Annotated in this window: 16 protein-coding genes; 8 read left to right on the top strand and 8 right to left on the bottom strand. The window is 65.3% G+C overall.

Going from position 1 to position 19,851, the window contains the following annotated elements; all coding sequences use genetic code 11:
- Nucleotides 1–382: 382 nt before the first annotated feature.
- Together ACIA8C_RS09640 and ACIA8C_RS09635 are read left to right on the top strand one after the other, a co-directional pair.
- Nucleotides 383–4,252 carry an AAA family ATPase gene (locus ACIA8C_RS09640; RefSeq protein ID WP_397132789.1) on the top strand — a complete coding sequence of 1,290 codons (3,870 nt, stop codon included), beginning with the start codon at nucleotides 383–385 and terminating at the stop codon, nucleotides 4,250–4,252.
- A 135-nt stretch (nucleotides 4,253–4,387) separates the two neighbouring features.
- Nucleotides 4,388–5,734: a family 1 glycosylhydrolase gene (locus tag ACIA8C_RS09635; RefSeq protein ID WP_397132787.1), complete on the top strand. Its 1,347-nt coding sequence runs from the start codon at nucleotides 4,388–4,390 to the stop codon at nucleotides 5,732–5,734.
- Between the two features lie 207 nt (nucleotides 5,735–5,941).
- Here the strand turns inward: ACIA8C_RS09635 and ACIA8C_RS09630 are convergent, their stop codons facing one another.
- Entirely contained in the window at nucleotides 5,942–6,580 is a 639-nt protein-coding gene (locus ACIA8C_RS09630) for a DUF6461 domain-containing protein (protein WP_397132784.1), read from the bottom strand.
- A gap of 370 nt (nucleotides 6,581–6,950) precedes the next feature.
- On the opposite strand from ACIA8C_RS09630, the gene ACIA8C_RS09625 reads away from it, so the two are divergent.
- Together ACIA8C_RS09625 and ACIA8C_RS09620 are read left to right on the top strand one after the other, a co-directional pair.
- Nucleotides 6,951–8,117: a serine hydrolase domain-containing protein gene (locus ACIA8C_RS09625; protein ID WP_397132782.1), complete on the top strand. Its 1,167-nt coding sequence runs from the start codon at nucleotides 6,951–6,953 to the stop codon at nucleotides 8,115–8,117.
- A gap of 514 nt (nucleotides 8,118–8,631) precedes the next feature.
- The gene (locus ACIA8C_RS09620) at nucleotides 8,632–9,573 is read left to right on the top strand and encodes a hypothetical protein (protein WP_397132780.1); all 942 of its coding nucleotides are present in this window, start codon (nucleotides 8,632–8,634) and stop codon (nucleotides 9,571–9,573) included.
- Between the two features lie 122 nt (nucleotides 9,574–9,695).
- Here the strand turns inward: ACIA8C_RS09620 and ACIA8C_RS09615 are convergent, their stop codons facing one another.
- Nucleotides 9,696–10,541, bottom strand: coding sequence for an EamA family transporter (locus tag ACIA8C_RS09615; protein ID WP_397132778.1), 846 nt, complete (start codon nucleotides 10,539–10,541; stop codon nucleotides 9,696–9,698).
- A gap of 650 nt (nucleotides 10,542–11,191) precedes the next feature.
- Here ACIA8C_RS09615 and ACIA8C_RS09610 point away from each other — a divergent pair.
- Nucleotides 11,192–11,560, top strand: a complete 369-nt coding sequence (locus tag ACIA8C_RS09610) for an ACT domain-containing protein (protein WP_397132776.1) — start codon at nucleotides 11,192–11,194, stop codon at nucleotides 11,558–11,560.
- A 321-nt stretch (nucleotides 11,561–11,881) separates the two neighbouring features.
- Nucleotides 11,882–12,295, top strand: a complete 414-nt coding sequence (locus ACIA8C_RS09605) for a hypothetical protein (RefSeq protein WP_397132774.1) — start codon at nucleotides 11,882–11,884, stop codon at nucleotides 12,293–12,295.
- 93 nt (nucleotides 12,296–12,388) lie between these two features.
- On the opposite strand, the gene ACIA8C_RS09600 is transcribed toward ACIA8C_RS09605, so the two are convergent.
- Nucleotides 12,389–13,105, bottom strand: a complete 717-nt coding sequence (locus tag ACIA8C_RS09600; protein WP_397132772.1) for an SDR family oxidoreductase — start codon at nucleotides 13,103–13,105, stop codon at nucleotides 12,389–12,391.
- A 162-nt stretch (nucleotides 13,106–13,267) separates the two neighbouring features.
- Here ACIA8C_RS09600 and ACIA8C_RS09595 point away from each other — a divergent pair, with 162 nt between their 5' ends.
- Nucleotides 13,268–13,840: a GNAT family N-acetyltransferase gene (locus tag ACIA8C_RS09595; protein ID WP_397132770.1), complete on the top strand. Its 573-nt coding sequence runs from the start codon at nucleotides 13,268–13,270 to the stop codon at nucleotides 13,838–13,840.
- On the opposite strand, the gene ACIA8C_RS09590 is transcribed toward ACIA8C_RS09595, so the two are convergent.
- From ACIA8C_RS09590 to ACIA8C_RS09570, 5 genes are all read right to left on the bottom strand, one after another.
- Nucleotides 13,837–14,964, bottom strand: a complete 1,128-nt coding sequence (locus ACIA8C_RS09590) for an aminotransferase class V-fold PLP-dependent enzyme (RefSeq protein ID WP_397132768.1) — start codon at nucleotides 14,962–14,964, stop codon at nucleotides 13,837–13,839. The two genes, ACIA8C_RS09595 and ACIA8C_RS09590, sit on opposite strands and share 4 nt — an antisense overlap.
- Nucleotides 14,961–15,761, bottom strand: a complete 801-nt coding sequence (locus ACIA8C_RS09585; protein ID WP_397132766.1) for an amino acid ABC transporter ATP-binding protein — start codon at nucleotides 15,759–15,761, stop codon at nucleotides 14,961–14,963. The genes ACIA8C_RS09590 and ACIA8C_RS09585 overlap by 4 nt, the downstream gene beginning before the upstream one ends.
- Nucleotides 15,758–16,693: an amino acid ABC transporter permease gene (locus ACIA8C_RS09580; RefSeq protein ID WP_397132764.1), complete on the bottom strand. Its 936-nt coding sequence runs from the start codon at nucleotides 16,691–16,693 to the stop codon at nucleotides 15,758–15,760. The genes ACIA8C_RS09585 and ACIA8C_RS09580 overlap by 4 nt, the downstream gene beginning before the upstream one ends.
- Nucleotides 16,683–17,627 carry an ABC transporter substrate-binding protein gene (locus tag ACIA8C_RS09575; RefSeq protein WP_397132762.1) on the bottom strand — a complete coding sequence of 315 codons (945 nt, stop codon included), beginning with the start codon at nucleotides 17,625–17,627 and terminating at the stop codon, nucleotides 16,683–16,685. Before ACIA8C_RS09575 ends, ACIA8C_RS09580 begins: the two co-directional genes overlap by 11 nt.
- A gap of 62 nt (nucleotides 17,628–17,689) precedes the next feature.
- On the bottom strand, nucleotides 17,690–18,673 hold the full coding sequence (locus ACIA8C_RS09570; protein ID WP_397132760.1) for a LacI family DNA-binding transcriptional regulator: 984 nt from the start codon (nucleotides 18,671–18,673) through the stop codon (nucleotides 17,690–17,692).
- Nucleotides 18,674–19,040: 367 nt separating this feature from the next.
- Between ACIA8C_RS09570 and ACIA8C_RS09565 the strand changes: the two genes are divergently transcribed.
- Entirely contained in the window at nucleotides 19,041–19,775 is a 735-nt protein-coding gene (locus tag ACIA8C_RS09565) for a hypothetical protein (RefSeq protein WP_397132758.1), read from the top strand.
- Nucleotides 19,776–19,851 lie beyond the last annotated feature (76 nt).

Raw genomic sequence — 19,851 nt, 5'->3', positions numbered from 1 at the left:
TCGGGGGCGAACCTGCGGTGTCCGTTGTGGTTTGCTTTTCAATCGTCGGCGGCGATTGGCGTGGTGAACCACCGCCCGCACCACCATCGGGCGTGAAAACGCTTGTCAGGCAAGCGCGCAAACATTCCTGACCGGATGGAAGTCAGGTGTGACGCGTACGTCCTCGTCGTATGAGTGGTGTCGCCGAGCGCGCGACTCGCCCGGATCTGCTGACGCGCAGGGGATTCCAGCCAAGGCAGTGATCATCGGCGCCGGCCGAGGGTATCGTCGAAGTGGTTGTACTGCAGGGGAAGTGGTTGTGCCGCAGCGGAACAAGCCAGGGGAGTGGTGACGTTGATAGCCGGAAATCGCCTATGGTGCAGGCAAAGCCGATGTGCGGCCGATGGTTGAGCCGTCAGGGGATCGGGAAGCCGGTAGTTCACCCCGCAAGGTATTCACCCGGCAGTTCAACAGCCTATGGGAACGCGCGGGAAATCCCGTCCTCGATCGGGTGGCGCGCACGGCCAACCAGCGTGAGGAAGCAGCCAAGGGGCACGCGGGGACGGTCACCGCCCAGCGGCTCAGCGATTGGCGCGCCGGCGCCATCCCGGCCCGGTGGGATGTGCTTCGACCGGCGCTGCTGACGCTGATCGACCTGGCGAAACAGGCCCGAAGGCAGCCTCCCGCAGGACTTCTCACGCTGCGGGATTGGCAACGCCTGTGGTCGGCCGCCAATGGGTGGAAACCCCCGGAGGACGCCGATTGCCCGTATCAAGGCCTGGCACCGTACCTATCCCGTGACGCCGAGCGGTTTTTCGGCCGCGAACGCGCGACCAACGACCTGGCGGCGCTGGTCCGATCGACCGACCGGGACGGTGGCGGGATCGTCGTCGTGTTCGGCGCCTCCGGCGCGGGCAAGTCGTCGCTACTCGCCGCGGGGCTGACCCCCGCTCTCGGACCGGAGTGGACGACCACCACCAGTACTCCGGGCTCGAACCCCGACGTACTCGAGATCCCGTCAGATCAGGGCGGTCGGCGCTTGATGATCATCGACCAGTTCGAGGAGCTGTTCACCGCGGCAATCGATGACGACGCCCGCAGAACGTTCATCGACCAGTTGCCGCGCTGCACGGATCGGGGTGCCACGGTGGTGGTCGCGGTGCGCGCCGACTTTTTCGCGCCCTGCCTGGACTATCCAGTGCTGGCCGACGCCATCACGCAGCGCCCGTTCCTACTGTCCGCGATGAGCAGCGATGAACTGACCGATGCGATCACCCAACCGGCGGCCAGGGCGGAATTCAAGCTGGAACCGAGCCTGGTGGAGCTGATCCTGACCGAATTCAACAGCCTCGGTGGCGTCGCCGATGGTGACAGTTCGGGTGCGCTGCCGCTGCTGTCTCACGTCATGGAGGCAGTGTGGCATCGGCGCAAGGGACGCAAGCTGTCCGTCGCCGGATACCGGGCCGCGGGCGGTGTCGCCGGGTCGGTGGCTCGCACCGCCGACACCGCCTGGCGGAAACTGGATGACGCCCAGCAGGCAGCGGCCAAAGACATGCTGCTACAGATGGTTACCGTCGGCCATGACACCCGCGATACCCGGCGCCGGGTTGCCCGCGCTGATCTGCTCGCACATACCAGCGACCCCGACGCCGCGGCGACGGCGCTGGAAACCCTTGCCAGGGCACGGCTGATCACTCTCGACACCGATACCGCGATCCTCACCCACGAGGTGGTGATCGACGCTTGGCCGGAGTTGCGGAAATGGATCGAGGCCGATCGCGAAGGCCATCTGGTCCGTCAGCGGGTCGCCGCCGACGCCGCGGAATGGACCGCCGCGCAACGCAACCGAGCCCTGCTGTACCGCAGCACCCGACTGGCGCAGGCCCGCGAACATCTACCGAGAATGACCGGGCAGACCGGCGAATTCCTCATCGCGGGCATCCGGCAACACCGCAGGCGCATCGCCGCGCAGGCCGGGCTCGCCGCCGCGGTGGTCGTGCTGCTGATCGCCGCGCTGACCAGCGTTGTCCGCGCCGACGTCACCAGCAGAGAGCGCGACGAGGTCTTCTTCACCACCGTGCTGAGCGAGGCCGACCGCCTGCAGAACAGCGAACCGACGCTGTCCGCCGAGCTCGACCTGCTCGCACAGCGACTGCGCCCCGGCAATCCTGATGTCGCCGCACGACTGATCGCGAGCCAGAACCTGCCCGTCGCACACACTTTCACCGACCACGACGGAGACGTCACCAAACTTCGCTACCTGGACAACGGCCTGCTGGTCACCGCGGGCGACGATCACTCCATCCGTATCTGGAACGTGCGCGACCCGGCCACCACCGCCCTGACGGCAACGATCACCGACCACACCAGCCAACTCAGCGCTCTCCAAGGGCGAGGATCGACGCTGATCACGGGCAGCGCGGACCACACCGCGCGAATCTACGACCTGTCCACCCCCGACCAGCCCCGCTTGCTGAGCGTCGTCGACACCGGGAACCCGATTACCGGCCTGGCGCTTTCGCATAACGGCCGCACTGTCGCCGTCGGCCAGGACGACCAGGTCATGCTGTGGGATATCACCGACCCGCACGCAGCGAAACCACTCTTGCCCGCTATCAGCGTCGGTGAAACCGTCGTCGCGGCGGAATTCGGCGGTAGCGACACCACGCTGGTGACGGCAAGCAACATCGTGCAGGGCTCGTTCGGCAATACGCTCACCGCCCGGATGTGGGACCTCGACTCACCACCGAGCGCCCGTACCGGAACACAAGTCGTGCAAGTCGTCGACGGACCACTGTTCGTGGACCTTTCGGCCAGCACGCCGCTGCTGGCCGCCGCGGGCCGGTGGCCGTCGCAGCCACCCGGCAGCGACGCTGAAATTCAGTTCCTGAACGTTGCGGACCCCCACCATCCGAACCCGGTTGCCGCAGGCTTCTCGGTCCCGTCCGCCTACGACCTGCTCGGCATCTTTCTCAGCCCCGACAGCCGGACCCTCGCGACCGTCACGTCCTTCGGAACCACGCTGTGGAATCTCGCCGACCTCGCTCACCCGTCCCCTTTAGGACCACCGCTGACCGCTGGGGCAACCTGTCGCGGCGCATCGAGCGACCGGCGCTGCTCCAGCATGCCGGCGGCCGCGACCTTCAGCCCCGACGGACGCTACTTCACGATCGCCACCGTCGGCGGCACGGTGCAGCAATGGTCGCTGCCGAGCACTGCGCTGGCGGGGCAAGCCGGACAGATCCAGCCGCCTGCGGTCAGCGCCGACGGTACCCGGATGATCACCACTGCCCACGGCGCCGCCGCTTGCATCTGGGATATCCACGACCCGGCGGCACCGCGACTACTCGGCACCGTCGACGGTGTCACCGCAATTACCGGCGCGTCCGGCACCAGCTATCCCGTCCTGAGTTTCGACGGCCGGTTCGCGGCATTGACGATCAACGGGGTGATCACGCTCCTCGACATCGCCGACCCGGGCAGACCCCGCGCGACACACCGTTTCCCGGAAGCGACCGGCGTCGTGTTCGCCCTCGACCAGCCGGTATTGGTCACCCTCTCCCGAGGGCCGGTCGCGGAGTTGATCGTCTGGGATTATGTCGATCCTGACCGGCCGGTGCAGCGCAGTGCGGCGATCGTCGTGCCGTCATCGGGTCGACTGGTGCGCACGGGATTTCAAGTCGCCGCCAGCCGCGACGGCAAGGTCGGTGCCACGCTCGCCGACAAACTCAACATATGGGACACGCCGGTGTCGCTGGAGCACTCCTCGGGGCCGGTCGGCACCACCGTCGCCGACTGGCTGGGCCGAGGCGGTGGGCTCGCGGTCAGTCCCGATCACCGCACCGTCGTCGCCGGATGGGACGCTGGGACAGTCCGCGTCTTCGACATCACCGACCCGAGAACCATTCGGCCGGTGGGAGATCCGCTCGCGGCCAGCAGAAGCGCGGTCTCCTCGGTGGACATCAGTCCCGATGGCCGCCGCCTGGCCACGGCTGGCACCGACTCCAGCGTCAGGCTTTGGACCTTCACCGACCGCACGCACCCCGGCCCCTACGGCCCGTCGCTCACCCCGCCGGGCTCGGGCCGATGGCATGTCGCCTTTCACCCGAAGGCCGACTACCTCATCGGCACCGGTGGTCAAGGTGCACTACGACTCTGGGATCTCGACCCCGATCACGCCGCACGCCGCATCTGCGGCCTCACCGCCAATACCATCGCCGCCGACCTCGGCGCCTACCTGCCGGGACGGAAGCTGCCGCCGCTATGTCCGTGATCGCTGGTTCCATGCTTGTATCAGCCTCGCGGCACCGGGCCGAGGCGCGGTCAGCGAATGGTTCGCGCCCAGTCCGGCAAGGCCGTCGCGGGCTTGGCCGCGACGGCTTCAGAGCTCTGTGAAAGGTGCAGTCACATGCGACGATTCACCCGGCGAACCGCATTCGGTCTCGCGGTGGCAAGTCTCACCGATACCGTCCTCGGACGGCCCGCACCTGCTGCCGGCCGGCCCGCGCCGCCTGTCGATCTGCCGCAACTGGGTCGCGAATTCCTTTGGGGAGTCGCAGGTTCGGGATTTCAGACCGAAGGTCATACGCCCGACAGCCACCAGCGGCGGCTGTTCACCGAACACACCGCACTCGCCCAATTCCCCGATTGCGTGGACTTCTACACGCGGTACCCAGCTGATATCGCGCTGGCCGCGGATCTCGGGGTCGGGGTGTATGGCATCAGCATCGAGTGGGCGCGGGTGCAGCCCAGGCCCGGCGAATGGGACGAAGCCGGTTTCGGATTCTACGACCGTGTGCTGGATGCTATGGCCGCCAACGGTATTCGCCCGATGCTCACCCTCGACCACTGGGTGTATCCGGTGTGGATCGCCGAGCGTGGCGGCTGGGACGATCCTGGCATCGTCGAGGCGTGGCTGAGCAATGCCCGCACAGTGGTGGACCGCTACGCACCCCGGGACCCGCTGTGGATAACGGTGTCCAACCCCGGCGGATACATAAAGTTCGAGTCGCGAGACACAGTGCCGGCCAACGACATTCCGGCGATGGCAGGGCGGCTGGTCGACGCGCACAACGCCATCTATGACCACATCCACCAGGTCCAACCAGGTGCGCAGGTGACGATGTCGATCAACGTCGCGACAGGCACGATCGAGGATGCCACCGAAAGCCTGATCCTGGATCGGATCATCGACCGCTTGGATTTCGTCGGTCTCGGTACCTACCTCAGCTTCTCGCTGGACACGCTGCCGGAGCTGGCAGAGCACGCGATTATCGCCCCGCAAGATCTGAGCAACCCGCTGACGCACGCGCTTGCGCCGGAGTCGACGTATTACGCGCTGCACTATTGCGCGCACAGATTCCCCGGCAAACCGGTATATGTGGTGGAAAACGGAATGGTGACGCGGAACGGCTGGCGAGAAGACGGATGCAGCCGCGCCGACCACCTGCGCGACACCGTCTACTGGTTGCAGCGCGCCAAGGCCGACGGTCTCAACGTGATCGGCTACACCTATTGGACACTCACCGACAGCTTCGCGTGGGGCAGCTACGCACTGCGTTTCGGCCTCTACACCGTCGATGTCGTCACCGACCCCACCCTCACCCGCCACCCCACCGACGCAGTCGCCGCCTACCGCACCATCACCACGTCCGGCGGACTACCGTCCGACTATCGCCCCACCCGCCCCCCAGCCATCTGCTCATTCGTCGACCTCCCCGACAGCTGCACCGACCCAGTGACCGTGCCGCGCTGATCCCGCCCCAAGTCGGGCCCTGAGATGGGCTGAAATGAGCTCATTTGCGCCGCCCCCAGCGCCGGTGGCCGAATCCTCGACGGCGAGCAGGCGGATTGGCATCGGGATCTTTTGCAGCCGTGCGTGTTTCCTGCCATGAAGTCCGTGAGCTTCGGCGGGACGAAATCCAGCTCCTCCGCACTTCGCTCACTCCGGTGCGAGTCGACTTCAGCCGAAAGGTGTGACCAGCAATGGGATTCGGCGTAGGTCGTCGAGGGTGTGGTGGATGCCTGCGAGTGCGCTGATCGCGCGCAGGGCGATGGCGAAATCCGCCTCGCCCGGGTCGAGGTAGTCGTGGTCGACGGTGCCGGCCGCTTCGCACGCCGCGCGCAGTTCGTCGGGTAGGTCGGCCAGGTCGGTGTCGAGTTCGAGGTCGTCGACGTTGATCCAGGCGATTTCGTTTCCGTCGGCGTAGTAGGTCAGGCTCGCGTCGGCATTGATGGAGAAGTAGCTCGTCGCGGCTACCCGACCGTCAGCCGATAGGGCGGCCGAGTCCTCGGTAGCGCCGAAATCGTCGTAGATGAAGGTCCATTCGCCGATCTGCCCCGCCAGCAGCGTCGCGGCATCGCCTCGCTCGGCGCCGAGCGCCGCCGCGGGCAGGGAGGTCCACTCGTCCGGTTTGTCTGCTGGAAGTTCGCACGGCCGGAACAGGCGTGCCTTGGCTCCCAGTGCTTCGAGTGCCGCAGCGGGTTCGAGTCCGCGGACCACGTGCACGCTGTGATTGGGATCGTCGCTCGCCAGTCCGCTGATCCACAGCGGAAAGCCTTCGGAGTCAAGGGTATTCGGCGGAAACCCGGGTGTAGCCATGCTGTCCTCGCCTAGTCGGTAACTATGTTCTTGTTCATCATCGCCCACGTCACCGCCCGGCGTGCGGGCGGGATTCAGCATCGAGCGGGCGACGATGGGGGAGAAGGATATATCGGCTGCGTAGGAGGACAACGGTAGGAGCACGAGCGCGCGGGGCGGGTTCGGCCGTGCGGAGACGGTAGCTGGCCTGGAGCAGCGACCCCACGTTGACATCGCTGGAGGTGCGCTCATCCGCACCGTGCGATTTCATGGCAGTGATCGGGCGTGGCGAGTCAGGGACTTCCCTGATGTACCAGGGGGTGGGTGTTGGCTAGCGTGGTCATCGCGGGGGCTACTAGAGCATGATCGGATATGGACGGGGGCAGCATCGATGAAACACACCTGGTATCGCGCCGCGGTCGTAGCCGCTGCGGCGCTGGTCGTGCTGGCGGCTCCGGCATTAGCCGGCGGCGGGTTGAACACCGCCGCGCTCGATTCGGCGGTGCAGATCATCGACGGCGACAACGCCGCCGGAGATCTCGCGCTGGTCGCGGGCGACGGGCAGATCTGGCAGGGTGCGGACGGGGACAGGATCACCGGGCAGCCGGTGTCCCGCGACTCGCACTACCGGATCGGCAGTGTCTCAAAGGTTTTCGAGTCGATCGTCGTACTGCAACTGGCCGAGGAAGGGCGTCTCGACCTGCACGCGCGGGTGCGTCAGTACCTGTCCGAGGCGCTGCCCGCCGCGTTCGACACCGTTACCGTCCAGGAACTGCTGAATCACACCAGCGGACTGCCCGCTGAGGACGAGGGCGCGCCCCCGCTGACGCCGGACCAGCTGATCGCGAGTCGATTCGACTACCGGACCTTCGCCCAGGACGTCCACGACACGCTGTTCCCCGACCCTGCCGTCAGGATCGCACCGGGACCGCACTTCGTGGCCGGCACCAAGCAGGAGTACAGCAGTTTCGCCTACCGGGTGGCAGGGCTGCTGATCGAGCAGGTCACCGGGAACTCGTTCGCGAAGGAGGTCGGGGATCGGATCACTGGGCCGCTGGGACTGCGCGAGACCTCGGTTCCCGAACGCGACCCGCGCATCCCGGCGCCCTATCTGCACGGCTACTACACCGGGAGCAGTGGCTCGGTAGTCGATGTGAGCGAGCAGGCCGGACTTCCCTCGACGATCATCTCGACCCCGACCGACATCGACCGCTTCCTCGTCGCCGTGCTCAACGGCGACCTGCTGCCACCGGCCCAGCAGCAGATGCTCTTCACCATTCCAGTGGGCCCCGATGGCGCACCGTTGTGCGATATCTCCACCGGTCCGCGCGTCCAGTGCTTCAGCGATGGCGGGCTGATGAGCACTCGGATGCCCGACGGCACGGTCCTATGGGGCAAGACCGGACACGACATCGGCTACGCGAGCGGTGTATTCGCCACCCGTGACCTGTCGCGGCACGGCGTGTACGCGGTCGCCCGGATCGCCGACGACAATGGCGACGCACCCGCGCTGGCACAGCGGATCGGTGCGGCTGCCTTCGCGAAGCAGGGCGGCTGACGTACTCTGGCCTGCTCGCGCGTGCCGGCGGCCGGTTCGATTCCGTGCCGCAGGTCGTCTACGGCTCGGCGGCCAGAATGCTCCGGTGCGCCGGATTACCTTTGTTCGCATATCTGCTCGAGCCTCGCATACCTGTCAGCAGGCTGAGGGATATGTGAAGCCCAAAGTACCTGTGCGAAGCGGGCATCACTGTGTCAGCCCGCTTGTCGGCGACCACACTCAACAGCTTCGGCCGACGCGAATTTTCAGAACGCTCTGTGTCCGGCCAGCCGAGATAGCCTCCGCCAGTTGATTTTCTGGCAACCATGCTGTCAGCTTCGGACCGTGGGCAGCGGCAATACGGTGGATTCCCCGGATCGACTACCTACCACCACCACTTGTGGCGGATTCACGGGTGCATTGGCCCCTGCGGGTTTCGCGTCGTTTCCGGTCACGGTGCTCTGTTCCTCGAAAATCTGCTGGGCAATCAGTGAATCGTGTTGCGGGGCCGGAGGGTTCGTCGGATGATCAGGTGGTGACAATAGAGGGGGAGGCCGCCGCGCTGGCGGACCTGTCGTGGCTGCGGCGACCGCGCAGCGTGATCTTCGTGGCGCAACTGCTGGTCAGTCTCCCGCTGGTGGTGGTGACGGTACTGCTGCTCGGGTGGCTCGACCGAAAGTTGGGGTGGCCGCAGTGGATCCTTCCGGCGGCCTGGCTGATCTGGTGCGTCACCGTCCGATACCGGCCCGTCCGGGTCCGGCTCGTATCGCGGATGCGCTCACCGACCTCCGACGAAGCCGCGCTGCTCGTTCCGGCATGGGCGGCGGTCGCACGCGCGGCCGGGGTCGACAGCGCGAAGTATCCGTTGGTGGTGCAGGACAAACCGTTGAGAACGGGTCTGATTTTCCGCCCTCGGGCGATGATCGTGGTGAACAGTGCGGGCTGGACCGAAGCGACGCAGCGTGACCTGTCCGCCCAGTGCGCCTGGGGACTCGGCCTGCACCTGATCGGCCCGTCGTACGCCCGTCGGCTGACAGCCCTGTATCGCAGACCCGCCTTGCTCGCGACGGGGATCGCCGCGGCGGTGCTCACGGTGGTGATGATCGTGGGCACCGCCGTGTTCATGACAGCGCGCGGCAAGACCGACTTCAAGGGTGAGATGTCCAACTTCGTCTATGTGGGCGCGCAGATCGTGGCGTACGGGACCACCGCCGGGGTGCTACTGCCGGTGCTCGGTCTGCCGGGTGCCGTGGTGGTCACGGTGGCGTGCGCCCTGGACTCCTACGGAAAGGAGTTTTTGGGGCTGTACAGCGCGACTGTCGCCGATCACGTCGCGGTCTGCCTCGGTTACGGCCGAGAACTACGCGACTACCTGGCCGCGCATCCTGACCGGGACCGCTTCCGGCGGTCCTTGCCGTGGAGCCGCGGACGCCTCTGGTACCTGGAGCGGCGAATATCAACTGGGACAGTCGGATAGCGCATTTGCGTCAGGTGGATGGCCGAAGCTGCTCACTTACCCCGCCCACTCGGCCGATCGCTCCGGCGGTCGACGACCGCCGGAGCGGCGGCATAGCCGGCTTGAATGGTGTGGTGCGGGTTTCATTGGGGGGCAACGGCGATACCCGCGATTCCGCACAGGACGATTACCGCTCCTACGAGGCGGCGCACCGGATTCGGCTCACCGAGGATGCGCCAGGCGACCAGTCCGCCGATCACGATGCTCAATTCGCGGACCGGAGCTACCACGCTCACCGGCGTCGTCTGCATCGCGAACAACACTAAGAGATAGCCCAGCGGTGAGAGCACCGCGACGATCAGTATCTCGCGGCGGTGATCGCGCCACAGGCAAGCGATGTCGCGCCTGTGGGCAAGCGCGTGCGGAGTAAGCATCGCACTCTGCGCCAGGCAACCGGCCGTGAAATACGGAATCGGTGGCATTCCTAAAGCGTTGACCGCGTGGGCGTCCCATAACGTATATCCCGCAATGGCCACACCCGTCAGCAGGCCGTAGGCCACGCTGGCGATTCTGGGCTTGCCATCGACCGCCGGACCGGCGCTGATCACGCCCACACCGACAACCACTGCGACAGCTCCTATCAGCCCGACCGGCCCTGGATGCTCGCCGAACAGCAGGACGGCCACGAGCACTGACAGCAGCGGCCCGGTACCTCTCGCCAACGGATACACCACCGACATGTCGCCCACGGCATAGCCGCGTTGCAGAACAACGCCGTATCCGACATGTAGTACTGCGGTGCCGACCGAGGCAACGGCCCACCACCACTGCGGCCGCACGCTTTCGACCAGTAGATCACCGATTGCGACAGGCACACACAGTACCGCCGAGATCGTGTAGTAGCACCAGACGAATACCGCGCCGCCGGCGCCGACCCGCTTGGCCGCGAAATTCCAGCCAGCATGGACGATAGCGGCGATCACCAGCATCGCAAGCGAGACAGCGTGCACGACAACCTTTCCGGTAACGACTGAGTCCCCTCAGCGTGTCAACCACGCCCAGACAGGTGCCAACAGGGATGCCAGCGGTCCGCAGTCCGTAGAAAGTCAAGTCGGTAGCTCGATCCGACCAGTCGATAGGGCCGGCTCCTGTGATCCAACAACACTTTCCGTTGTCGACGCAGCCTCGAGCGCCGGGGCGATTACGAGCCTCGCCTCACAGACCGAGCCACCGCGCTAGTCGTCGCGGAGGCCCGATCTCGTCTGCACATGACTGCCACGAGCAGTCGACTTGCTCACCTTACGGTCGTCGATATCCCCATGCTGCAATCGCTCTCGCGAATCTGCCCCGAACCCCGCCATGCCCTCAACATCGCCGCCGAGGCCACAGAAGCCCGCAGCCGGTGATCGACCGCCGCGCTCGCGGCCAGCGGGTTCACATTGATCGTGTGCCTGGGGCTCGAACGACGCTATCCTCGACTCGAGATTTGAGTAAGTTCGCTGGTTCGCGCGGGTCGGACGATCGCTCGGGTCCCGTCTGGGAGTGGTTGAGCGTGTGCACAATTGGCAAGCCCGGCGCGTGCGAGCGCGCCTGGCTAGCGACCGGTGCGACATAATGCAGCAAGTTGGAGGAAGTGACGATGTCCGTGGCCAGCCATCAGACGTTGCGGGTGCTCGAGGGTTCTTATGTTCTCGAACGCGCGGCCGACGGCACCGACGGTGTTCCGCGCGCGGACGTCCTCGCCATGGTGTTCGGTCCGGACGGGTCTACCGTGATGCGGCGCAACGACACTGGTGCGGATCGATGGTCGGCACTGTGGAACGGTGACGAGGCGCACGACGTGCAGGCGACTGGGATGTTGAGCGCGATCGTGGCACCGCTGGCGGCCGGTGGCCTGCCGGTCTGGGTGGTTTCGAGCTACGACGGCGACATCGTCCTCGTACCGGCCGATCGCTTGGATGAGGCTTGCGAGGTACTGGAAGCCGCTGGCCACCAGATCCGCCGGTAACCTACTCGGCTTCCAGTCACGAACACCAGGACTGCGACGCCATCACGCACCCGGGCGTGAGGTGCCCTCAACGGACTGATGACCCGAGCATCGAGGTGAGTCGAATGGTGGCTAGTTGATCTCTAACAGCGACCTTTTGACTCACTTCGATTCCGAGGCGAACATTCGGATGGCGGTCAAGTGGTGAGTTCGACCGTAGTGGTGCCCTTCTTGCCGGCCAGCGAACTGCGGCCAGTTCGCTCAGCGGGATCCGCGGCTTGGTTGAGCGGGTACGTGCCTCGGTGCCGACGAATAGCATGGAAGCGTGGACGGGACTTGTTTATGACTGTTCAGCCGGGTGAGGTCCCGCACGGTAATCGGGAGCCGCGCAAGGACCTCGTGGAGCGTTCGGCTCCCTTCCTGCCCGCGGACAGCCAGATCCGGCAGGCGTTCATCTGTCAGGCCGCGCCGAGCTTCCTCTTCTTCGTATTCGCATATCTCACCGGCCTCACCGTGTTCTGGATCGAATACCGCTGCGTAGCAGTCACTTCGGACGCCGTCTACGTGCTGGAGAGCAGCAAACTGTCCGGCGGTGCCAAGCCGCGGCGCTTGCTGGGCACGATGCCCCGCAATACCCGGCTCGGCCCGGTCTCCGGACGGTGGGGGCAATTGAGTCTGCTCGGCGAGCGGCACTGGGTTCACCGACGTTTCTTCGACCAAATCGCGGATGCCGACCATGCGGCGGGCCTCGGTTGATCGAAACCGATCGCATCCGCGCCGCGTAGTTCACGAACACCGCTTCCGGACCTGCGTAGTGCCGAAAGCGTTGTGCTGCAACGATGCTGCCGGTTAGTGGACTTGGCCGACGGGCCGGATAACCACCGAGTTGATCTCGATTCCCGCAGGCTGGCACAGCGCGAATTCGATCGACTCCGCGACATTTTCCGGCGTCAGGATCGGACCGGCGGGGATGCCGTTTTCCCGCGAGTCCCAGAACGAGGTCTCCACCCGTCCGGGCGCGACCAGGGTGACGCCCACTCCTGAGCCGGTGGCCAGGACGCGCGCGTTCTCCGCCAACGCCGACACCGCCCATTTGGAGACGGAATACATATTCCCCGGAGTGTTCTTTACCCCGGCGGTGCTGCCTACCAAGATGATTCGTCCCCGGGTTGCGCTCAGGGCGGGCAGGGCCGCTTTGATGAGGACGGCGGGCCCGAGCACATTGGTCAGCAGCATCTCTCGCCACTGTTCCGGATCGCCGTCAACCAGGTCGTCGTGCGTGGAAAGCCCCGCATTGGCCACGACGTTGTCCAGCCGCCCGAACTCCTCGATCGTTGCCTCGACCGCGGCCCGCACGGATTCGTAGTCGGCGGCATCTCCTACCACCGTCAATAGTTCTGGCCCCGCGCCGGTTTCGGTCGCCACCTGCTCGAGCCGTTCCTTGCGCCGTCCGGTGATCGCCACCCGATGCCCACGCGCCAGCAACCGCCGCGTGGTGGTGGCCCCGATCCCGGTTCCGCCGCCGGTGATCAAGGTGACCGGTGCATCCGTTTTCTCGCTATCCATTTCGTGGACGCTATCCGACGAACACCGGTTCGCCAATCGATCACGGTGTCGAAACCACGGCGCCGATGGATCAGCACGGAGGCCGAGTCGCTGAAAAGCGTTGGGCCCTTTGGCCGGTTTCCGGACAGGATGGCTTGTCATAGATTATTGGGAGGTCTGCCGGTGGAGGTGTTTCTGGAGACAGAACGGCTCATTCTGCGTCGGTTCACCGCCGCCGACGTCGACGATCTGGTCTGGTTGGACAGCGATCCCGCGGTGCTGCGATACCTGACCGGTGCGCCGACACCGCGATGCGAGATCGAGAACGAGGTGCTGCCCAAGATCCTGCACGACTATCAATTGGGTTCGGTCGGGCGGTTTGCCGCCATCGAGCGATCCACCTCAGCGTTCGTGGGCTGGCTGGCCCTGCAGCCACCGCAGGACGGCAGCGCCACCGACGTGGAACTCGGCTACCGGCTCGCCGCGTCGGCCTGGGGCCGCGGATACGCCACCGAGGCGGCGCGGGCGTTGATCCGCAAGGGATTCACTGAACTCGGTGTCGAGCGGGTGTGGGCCGAGACGATGGCGGTCAACATCGCCTCTCGCCGCGTGCTGAAAAAGTCTGGCCTCACCTATGTTCGGACCTTCCACCTGCACTTCGATGACCCGCTCCCCGGCACCGAGCACGGCGAGGTCGAATACGAGCTACACCGAGCCGACTGGATGAAGTCAGAAATATCGGGAGATATGACCTAGGAGAATGCCTCCTGAATCGTGGAGGCGACCGCATCGATGGCGGCGTCGGTGGTGGTCGCGTGCACCGACAGGCGCACTGCGCTGGCGTGAACGGTGGCGGTGACGCCCGCCGCGGCCAGCCGTTTGCCCAGTTGGGCCGGCTGGAGATCGGGCAAGGCGAAAGAGAGGATGCCGGCACGGTCAACGCGGTCGAGTGGGGAGCGGATCATCGGGTCGAGGGGGAGCAGCGCTTCGTGTAGCGCGTCGAGGCGTTCGCCGATTCGGTGCGCGATCCAGCCGGTGCCGACGGATTCGACCAGCTCGAGCGCGGCAGCGAATGCGGCATGATCGACGGGGCTGAGATTAGTGATGGAAAATCGCCCGGCACCATGCGCATGCGGGTGGATCAGCCCGTCATAGTGTGTGGGATCCACTGCGCCGGTCCATCCTGACAACAATGGATCAACTCGTTCCAATGCCCGATCCGAGAGCGCGAGAAATCCGGTACCCCATCCAGCGCGCAACCATTTCTGTCCACCGACCACGAGCATGTCGCACACATCCCACGGCTGGGTTGTCACCCCGAAGCCCTGGATTCCGTCGACGATCAGTAGCCGCTCGCCGATCACGTCCCGAATGCCGGCGAGGTCGGCTCGATAGCCGGTGGCGAAGTCGACGGCGCTGACCGACACCGCCGTGGTGCCGGGGCGCAATTCCTCGGCGATGAATTCCGGCGTCATCCGGCCGCCGGGTGGGGTGAGCACGCGCAGCCGGATCCGGTCGGCCTGGGCGGCGCGTGCCAAGGGGTAGTGGTTGGCCGGAAAGTCGTTGCCGCTCACCAGAACTTCTCCGGGCGGGATGGCGAAGGCGGCCTGGAACAGCCCGGTCGAGGTGTTCGGAATCAGCACCACTGACGATGTCGCGAAGCCGGACAACCGCGCAACGGCACGGATCGCTCGGTCGGTCGCGCCCATCAGATCATCGACCGTTCCCGGGCCTGCCGTCGCACTCGAATGCATCGCCGCGGCACTCGCGGCAACCACGTCCCGCGACGGGGGACCGTACCGCGCGAAATCGAGATAGCCGGTGGTTTCGGAGAATTGGGCCAGGTACGCGGCTTTGATGTCGGACTGCGGCTGGGTCATTGATGAACCCTCGCCAGGAATTGGCGGGTCCGGCTGTGCGTCGGATTGCCGATGACCTGTTCCGGCGGGCCCATCTCGACGACGACGCCGTCGTCTATGAACACCACCTGGTCGGCCACCTCCCGTGCGAAGGACATCTCGTGGGTCACCACGATCATGGTCATGCCCGCGCAGGCGAGTTCGGTCATCACATTGAGCACCTCACCGACAAGTTCTGGATCGAGCGCGCTCGTCGGCTCGTCGAAGAGGATCAGCTTGGGTTGCATGGCCAATGCCCTGGCGATCGCCACCCGCTGCTGCTGTCCACCGGAAAGCCGGCCGGGGTATTCGTCGACTTTGTCGGCGAGTCCCACTCGGTCGAGCAGTTCCTGGCCCTGTTGCCGCGCCTGCGCTATCGGCGTGCCCTTGACCTTGACGGGCCCCTCGATCACGTTCTGTAGCACCGTGCGATTCGGGAACAGGTTGAAACGTTGGAACACCATGGCGATCTGGGCGCGTTGCTTGGCGATCGCGCGCTCGCGTAGTTCGTGCAGCCTGCCGTCGCGTAATCGAAACCCGATCGGGTCGTCGTCGACCCAGATCTCGCCGGAGTCCACCGACTCCAGATGGTTGATGCAGCGCAGAAAGGTGCTCTTGCCCGCCCCGGAAGGGCCCAGCAGCACAACGACCTGACCTCGGCGGACGGTGAGATCGAGGCCTTTGAGCACGTCGATGTTGCCGAACCGCTTGTGCACAGACACTGCTCTGACCAAAACGTCGGGATCCCGCGTGGCCGCGTATGTTGTTCGCTCGCTCATGATTTGGTCCTGACCATCGGAGGAGTGCCGAGGGATCGCCCGATCAGCCGCCACGGTGTTCGGATTCCACCCGTTCGGTCCGAAGCCGAGTACCTGCGTTCGAGGAAGTACTGGCCGACGCTTGCCACGCTGACCACCACCATGTACCAGATCGCGACCGTCAACAGCGTCTCCATCGGATTCAAGCTGTGCGAGGTCAGGTTTTGGGCTGCCTTGATCAGTTCCACGTATCCGATGACCGATGCCATCGAGGTTCCCTTGAGCATGTTGATGAAGTCGTTGCCGGTCGGCGGGATGATCACGCGCATCGCCTGCGGCAGAATCACCCGGCGCAGCACCAAGGTTGGCGGCATACCTATCGACTGGGCCGCCTCGACCTGTCCCTTGTCGACGCTGTTCAGCCCGGCGCGCACGATCTCGGCCATGTACGCGCTTTCGTTCAACCCGAGCCCGAGCAGTGCGGCGACAAATACCGTCATCAGAACATTGGCGGACTGGTCGAGCACGGTGACGTCGATGAACGGGATCATGATCGTGATGCGGGGAAAGATGAAGGCGAGATTGAACCAGAGCAGGATCTGCAACAGCACCGGCAAACCGCGGAACAACCAGATATAGCCGCTGGCAAACCAGCGCGCGACCGGATTGCGCGACGCCCGCATCAGCGCCACAGCCACGCCGAGAACGATCGCCCCGGCCTGCGCGACGACGGCCAAGAGAATCGTATTGACCAGGCCCTCCAGGATGATGGGCTCGGTCAGCAGCGCGGGTATGGACGGGTAGTCGATCTGACCTTGCGACATCGCGTAGCCGAGCGCGCCGAGAAGGACAAGGATCAGCACGCCGGATACCCATCGGCCCCAATGCCGCAGGGGGACTTTGGGTAGCAGGATGACAGCGGGCGCTTCGTCCTGGACCGTGTCAGCCTGCATTGACGGTTACCTGCTGGAGTGCGCCCGAGGTGATCTGCCAGGAGTCGAGGATTTTGGTGTAAGTCCCGTCATCGACGAGGGACTGCAGTGCTTTCTGCAGTGCCTGTGTCAGCGCCCTGTTGTCCTTGGACAGGCCTATCCCATACGGACCGCCGTTGAGCGGCGCCTGATCGACGGTCTCGAAAAACTTTCCGTCACCGGCGGTCCGGGAGATGTACGCCGCGGACGGCAGGTCGTTGAGGATCACCGCGATTCGGCCGGAACGCAATTGCTGCTGGTTCTGTGCATCGCTGCTGGTGTCGGTGATGGCGAGGGCCGGTTTGCCCGCCGCCGTACATTTCGCACTCTGCGACTTGGCGAACTCCTGTTGGCTGGTTCCGGTCACCACCGCGATGGCCTTGCCGCACAAATCATCCACGCTGTGGATCTTCTCGGGATTGCCTTTGGCCACCATCATGGTGATGCCCGAGGTGAAGTAGTCCACGAAGTCGATCTTCTGCTGGCGTTCCTTCGTATCGTTCATGCCCGCGATGGTCGCGTCGATGCGTCCGGTCTGCAGACTGGTGATCAGCGAATCGAAGGACATGTCGCTGTAGGCGACGCCGAGACCGAGCTTCTTCGCGACGGCCGTGATGAGGTCGACCTCGAACCCGACCGCTTTCTTGCCATCCGCGCCGTAGAAGTTGTTCGGTGGCGACTGCACATTCGAGCCGATCGACAACGTGCCCTTGCCCTTGATCGCCGCGGGCACCTCGCCGACCAGTGCCTGATCGCTCAGCACAGCATTCACGATCGCGGCGTTGTCGGGGATCGCCGATCCGTCCCGATCCGATCCCGCGGTGGACTCGCCGCCGCGGCAGCCCGCGACCAGCAGCATGCCTGCGAGCACGACGAGAGTTGAATAGCGGCGCACGCGCGCCGTTGGGTGGGTCACGGGATCTCCTTTGATCTGTGTTCGACGATGAAGGTGCGGTATTCGCCGCTCAGCCGGGCGGTTCATCGCCTGATGTGCCCTGACTCCCTGACGATCAGGCGAGTCGGGACGACAACGTGTCGTGGACTGTCGGTCCGCCCGCCGATGCGGTCGAAGAGCATCTCGGCCGCGCGCGCACCCATGTGCTCGGCGTCCTGGGCGACCGTGGTGACGGCGGGGCTCAGCAGATCGGCAAGGTCGAAATCGTCGAATCCGACATAGGCGACCGACAATTCGGGAGCGCACCGCAGATGACGGATGAGAGCCAGGGTGGCACGGTTGTTTCCGGTGACCACGGCCGTGACCGGGTCGGGCCCGCTGGCCCACCGCCGCCAGATCTCGGCCTGGCTGTCCGGTTTGTGTAAACCCATTCCAACGAGGCCCGTCGCGTCCAAGCCGTGCTTTTGGCTTGCGGCGAGGAAACCGTCTCGACGACGGCCCGCCGTCCAAAAATGCTCGTCGTCGCCGAGGTAGCCGATCCTGCGATGGCCCAGTGCGACCAAATGCGCAACGGCCAGACCCACGCCGCCTTCGTTGTCGCTGACCACCGAATCGAACTTCGCACTCGAACTCGGCCGGTCGACAAAGACACACTTGGTTTCCGGGCCCAGCTCGGATTCGAGCGCCACCTCACCGGCGAGACTGGCCGCGACGATCAGTCCGTCCACTCGGCGGGCGAGGAACGCGCTGGTGAGTTTCGCCGCGCGCGCGGAGTCACCCTGCGCCGACCCGGCCAGCAACAAATAGTCTCGTTCCCGTGCCACCTGCTCGACGGCGGCCATGACGGTGCTGTAGAGGGGCCCGGTCAGGTCCTCCATCACCAGGCCGATGCTCGCGGTAGCGTTGCCCTGCCGCAGAATTCGCGCGCCGTCATTACGACGGAAGCCCAGCTCATCGATGGCCGACCGAACCCGTTGCGCGGTCTCCTCCCGGACCCCGGGCTCGCCGTTCACCACGCGCGACACGGTCATCAGTGAGGCGCCGGAGCGCCGAGCCACATCCGCCATTGTCGGCCACCGACGCCGCTCACCCGGCGGCTCCGGGCTTGGTAACGTTACCATCGACCAAAGGTGACGTGCCGACAGTCCTTTGTCAACCCCTTCGAGCACAATGGAAATCCTCGAACTCTCACGCTGAGCCGCCGAGACGAGAACGATTTCGCTTGCGGCGCGACGGTTTTGAGCTCATCCACGGGAATTGGGGCAGCGGCGAATAAGGCTGGCTCGGTAGCTCTTAAGCGAAGACGACCACTCCGCTGATCAGGACGGCCGACGTGCGATCGGCAGGTGACTACTCGGCTGTCGGCGACGTACGATCGGCGCGGAGTTGCAGGGTCGACGGAATGCAGGTCGACGAATCGAAGGGCTGCGAGAATTGACGGACGCTGCCGGTCGGGGCAAGACGGGTCTGGTTGTCGCCGTTGTCGCCGGAATGGTGGTGGCGTTGGGTGCCGGGGTGGTGATCGGGATCAGCATCGCCGGTGATGACAGCGGCACGCGGTCGGCAGCTGTCGCGGCACCCTCCAGTGCCCTTGCGACGCAATCCACTACTGCGACAACCTCTGCCCGCCCCGAGCCTGCGCCGGGCAGTTATGCGATGAACGGGATCAGCGATGCGTGTGACCTGGTCGATCCGGCCGCAGTGCAGAAGTGGTCGTCCACACCGGACAAGCCGCCTGCTCATTACGAAAATCCGCCGAGCACCTACGATCCCGGCAGCCTGTCCTGCCAATTCAGCTACAAGAGTCCGTCGAGCGATGGCGTGCATTGGAATCAAGCAGCCATAGACCTCAAAGTCGAGTTCACGGCCGCCGGCGCCGCGCCTGCCTATGACGGCTGGAAACGTAAGGACACCACCAGCAGTGCCGGAGCGGATTCCGGCGACGTCACCGGAATCGGCACCCAGGGTTACTGGCATACCGTGGTGTCGGATTCCAGTTACACCACTGGAATGGATTACGTTGTGGGCGTACAGGACAGCAACGTCTCGCTGCGCGTGCGAATCCCTGTCCTGCGCCAGCACGGCGAGCCACCGATCCGCCTGGAGGAGCTCGCCACGATCGCCAGAAACCAAGCCGCGCAGGCGCTGGATCGCCTGCAGAAAAAATAACGGGACCGGCGGGTTGTGGCGTAACCCGAACACACCAGAACGGTGCGCGTCGGTCGATACCCTCCGGGTCGGCCGA

This window comes from Nocardia sp. NPDC051321, assembly GCF_044455225.1.
GTDB lineage: Bacteria > Actinomycetota > Actinomycetes > Mycobacteriales > Mycobacteriaceae > Nocardia.
Note: the sequence above shows the minus strand (reverse complement) of the source record. Positions and strands in the feature narration are given on the sequence as shown.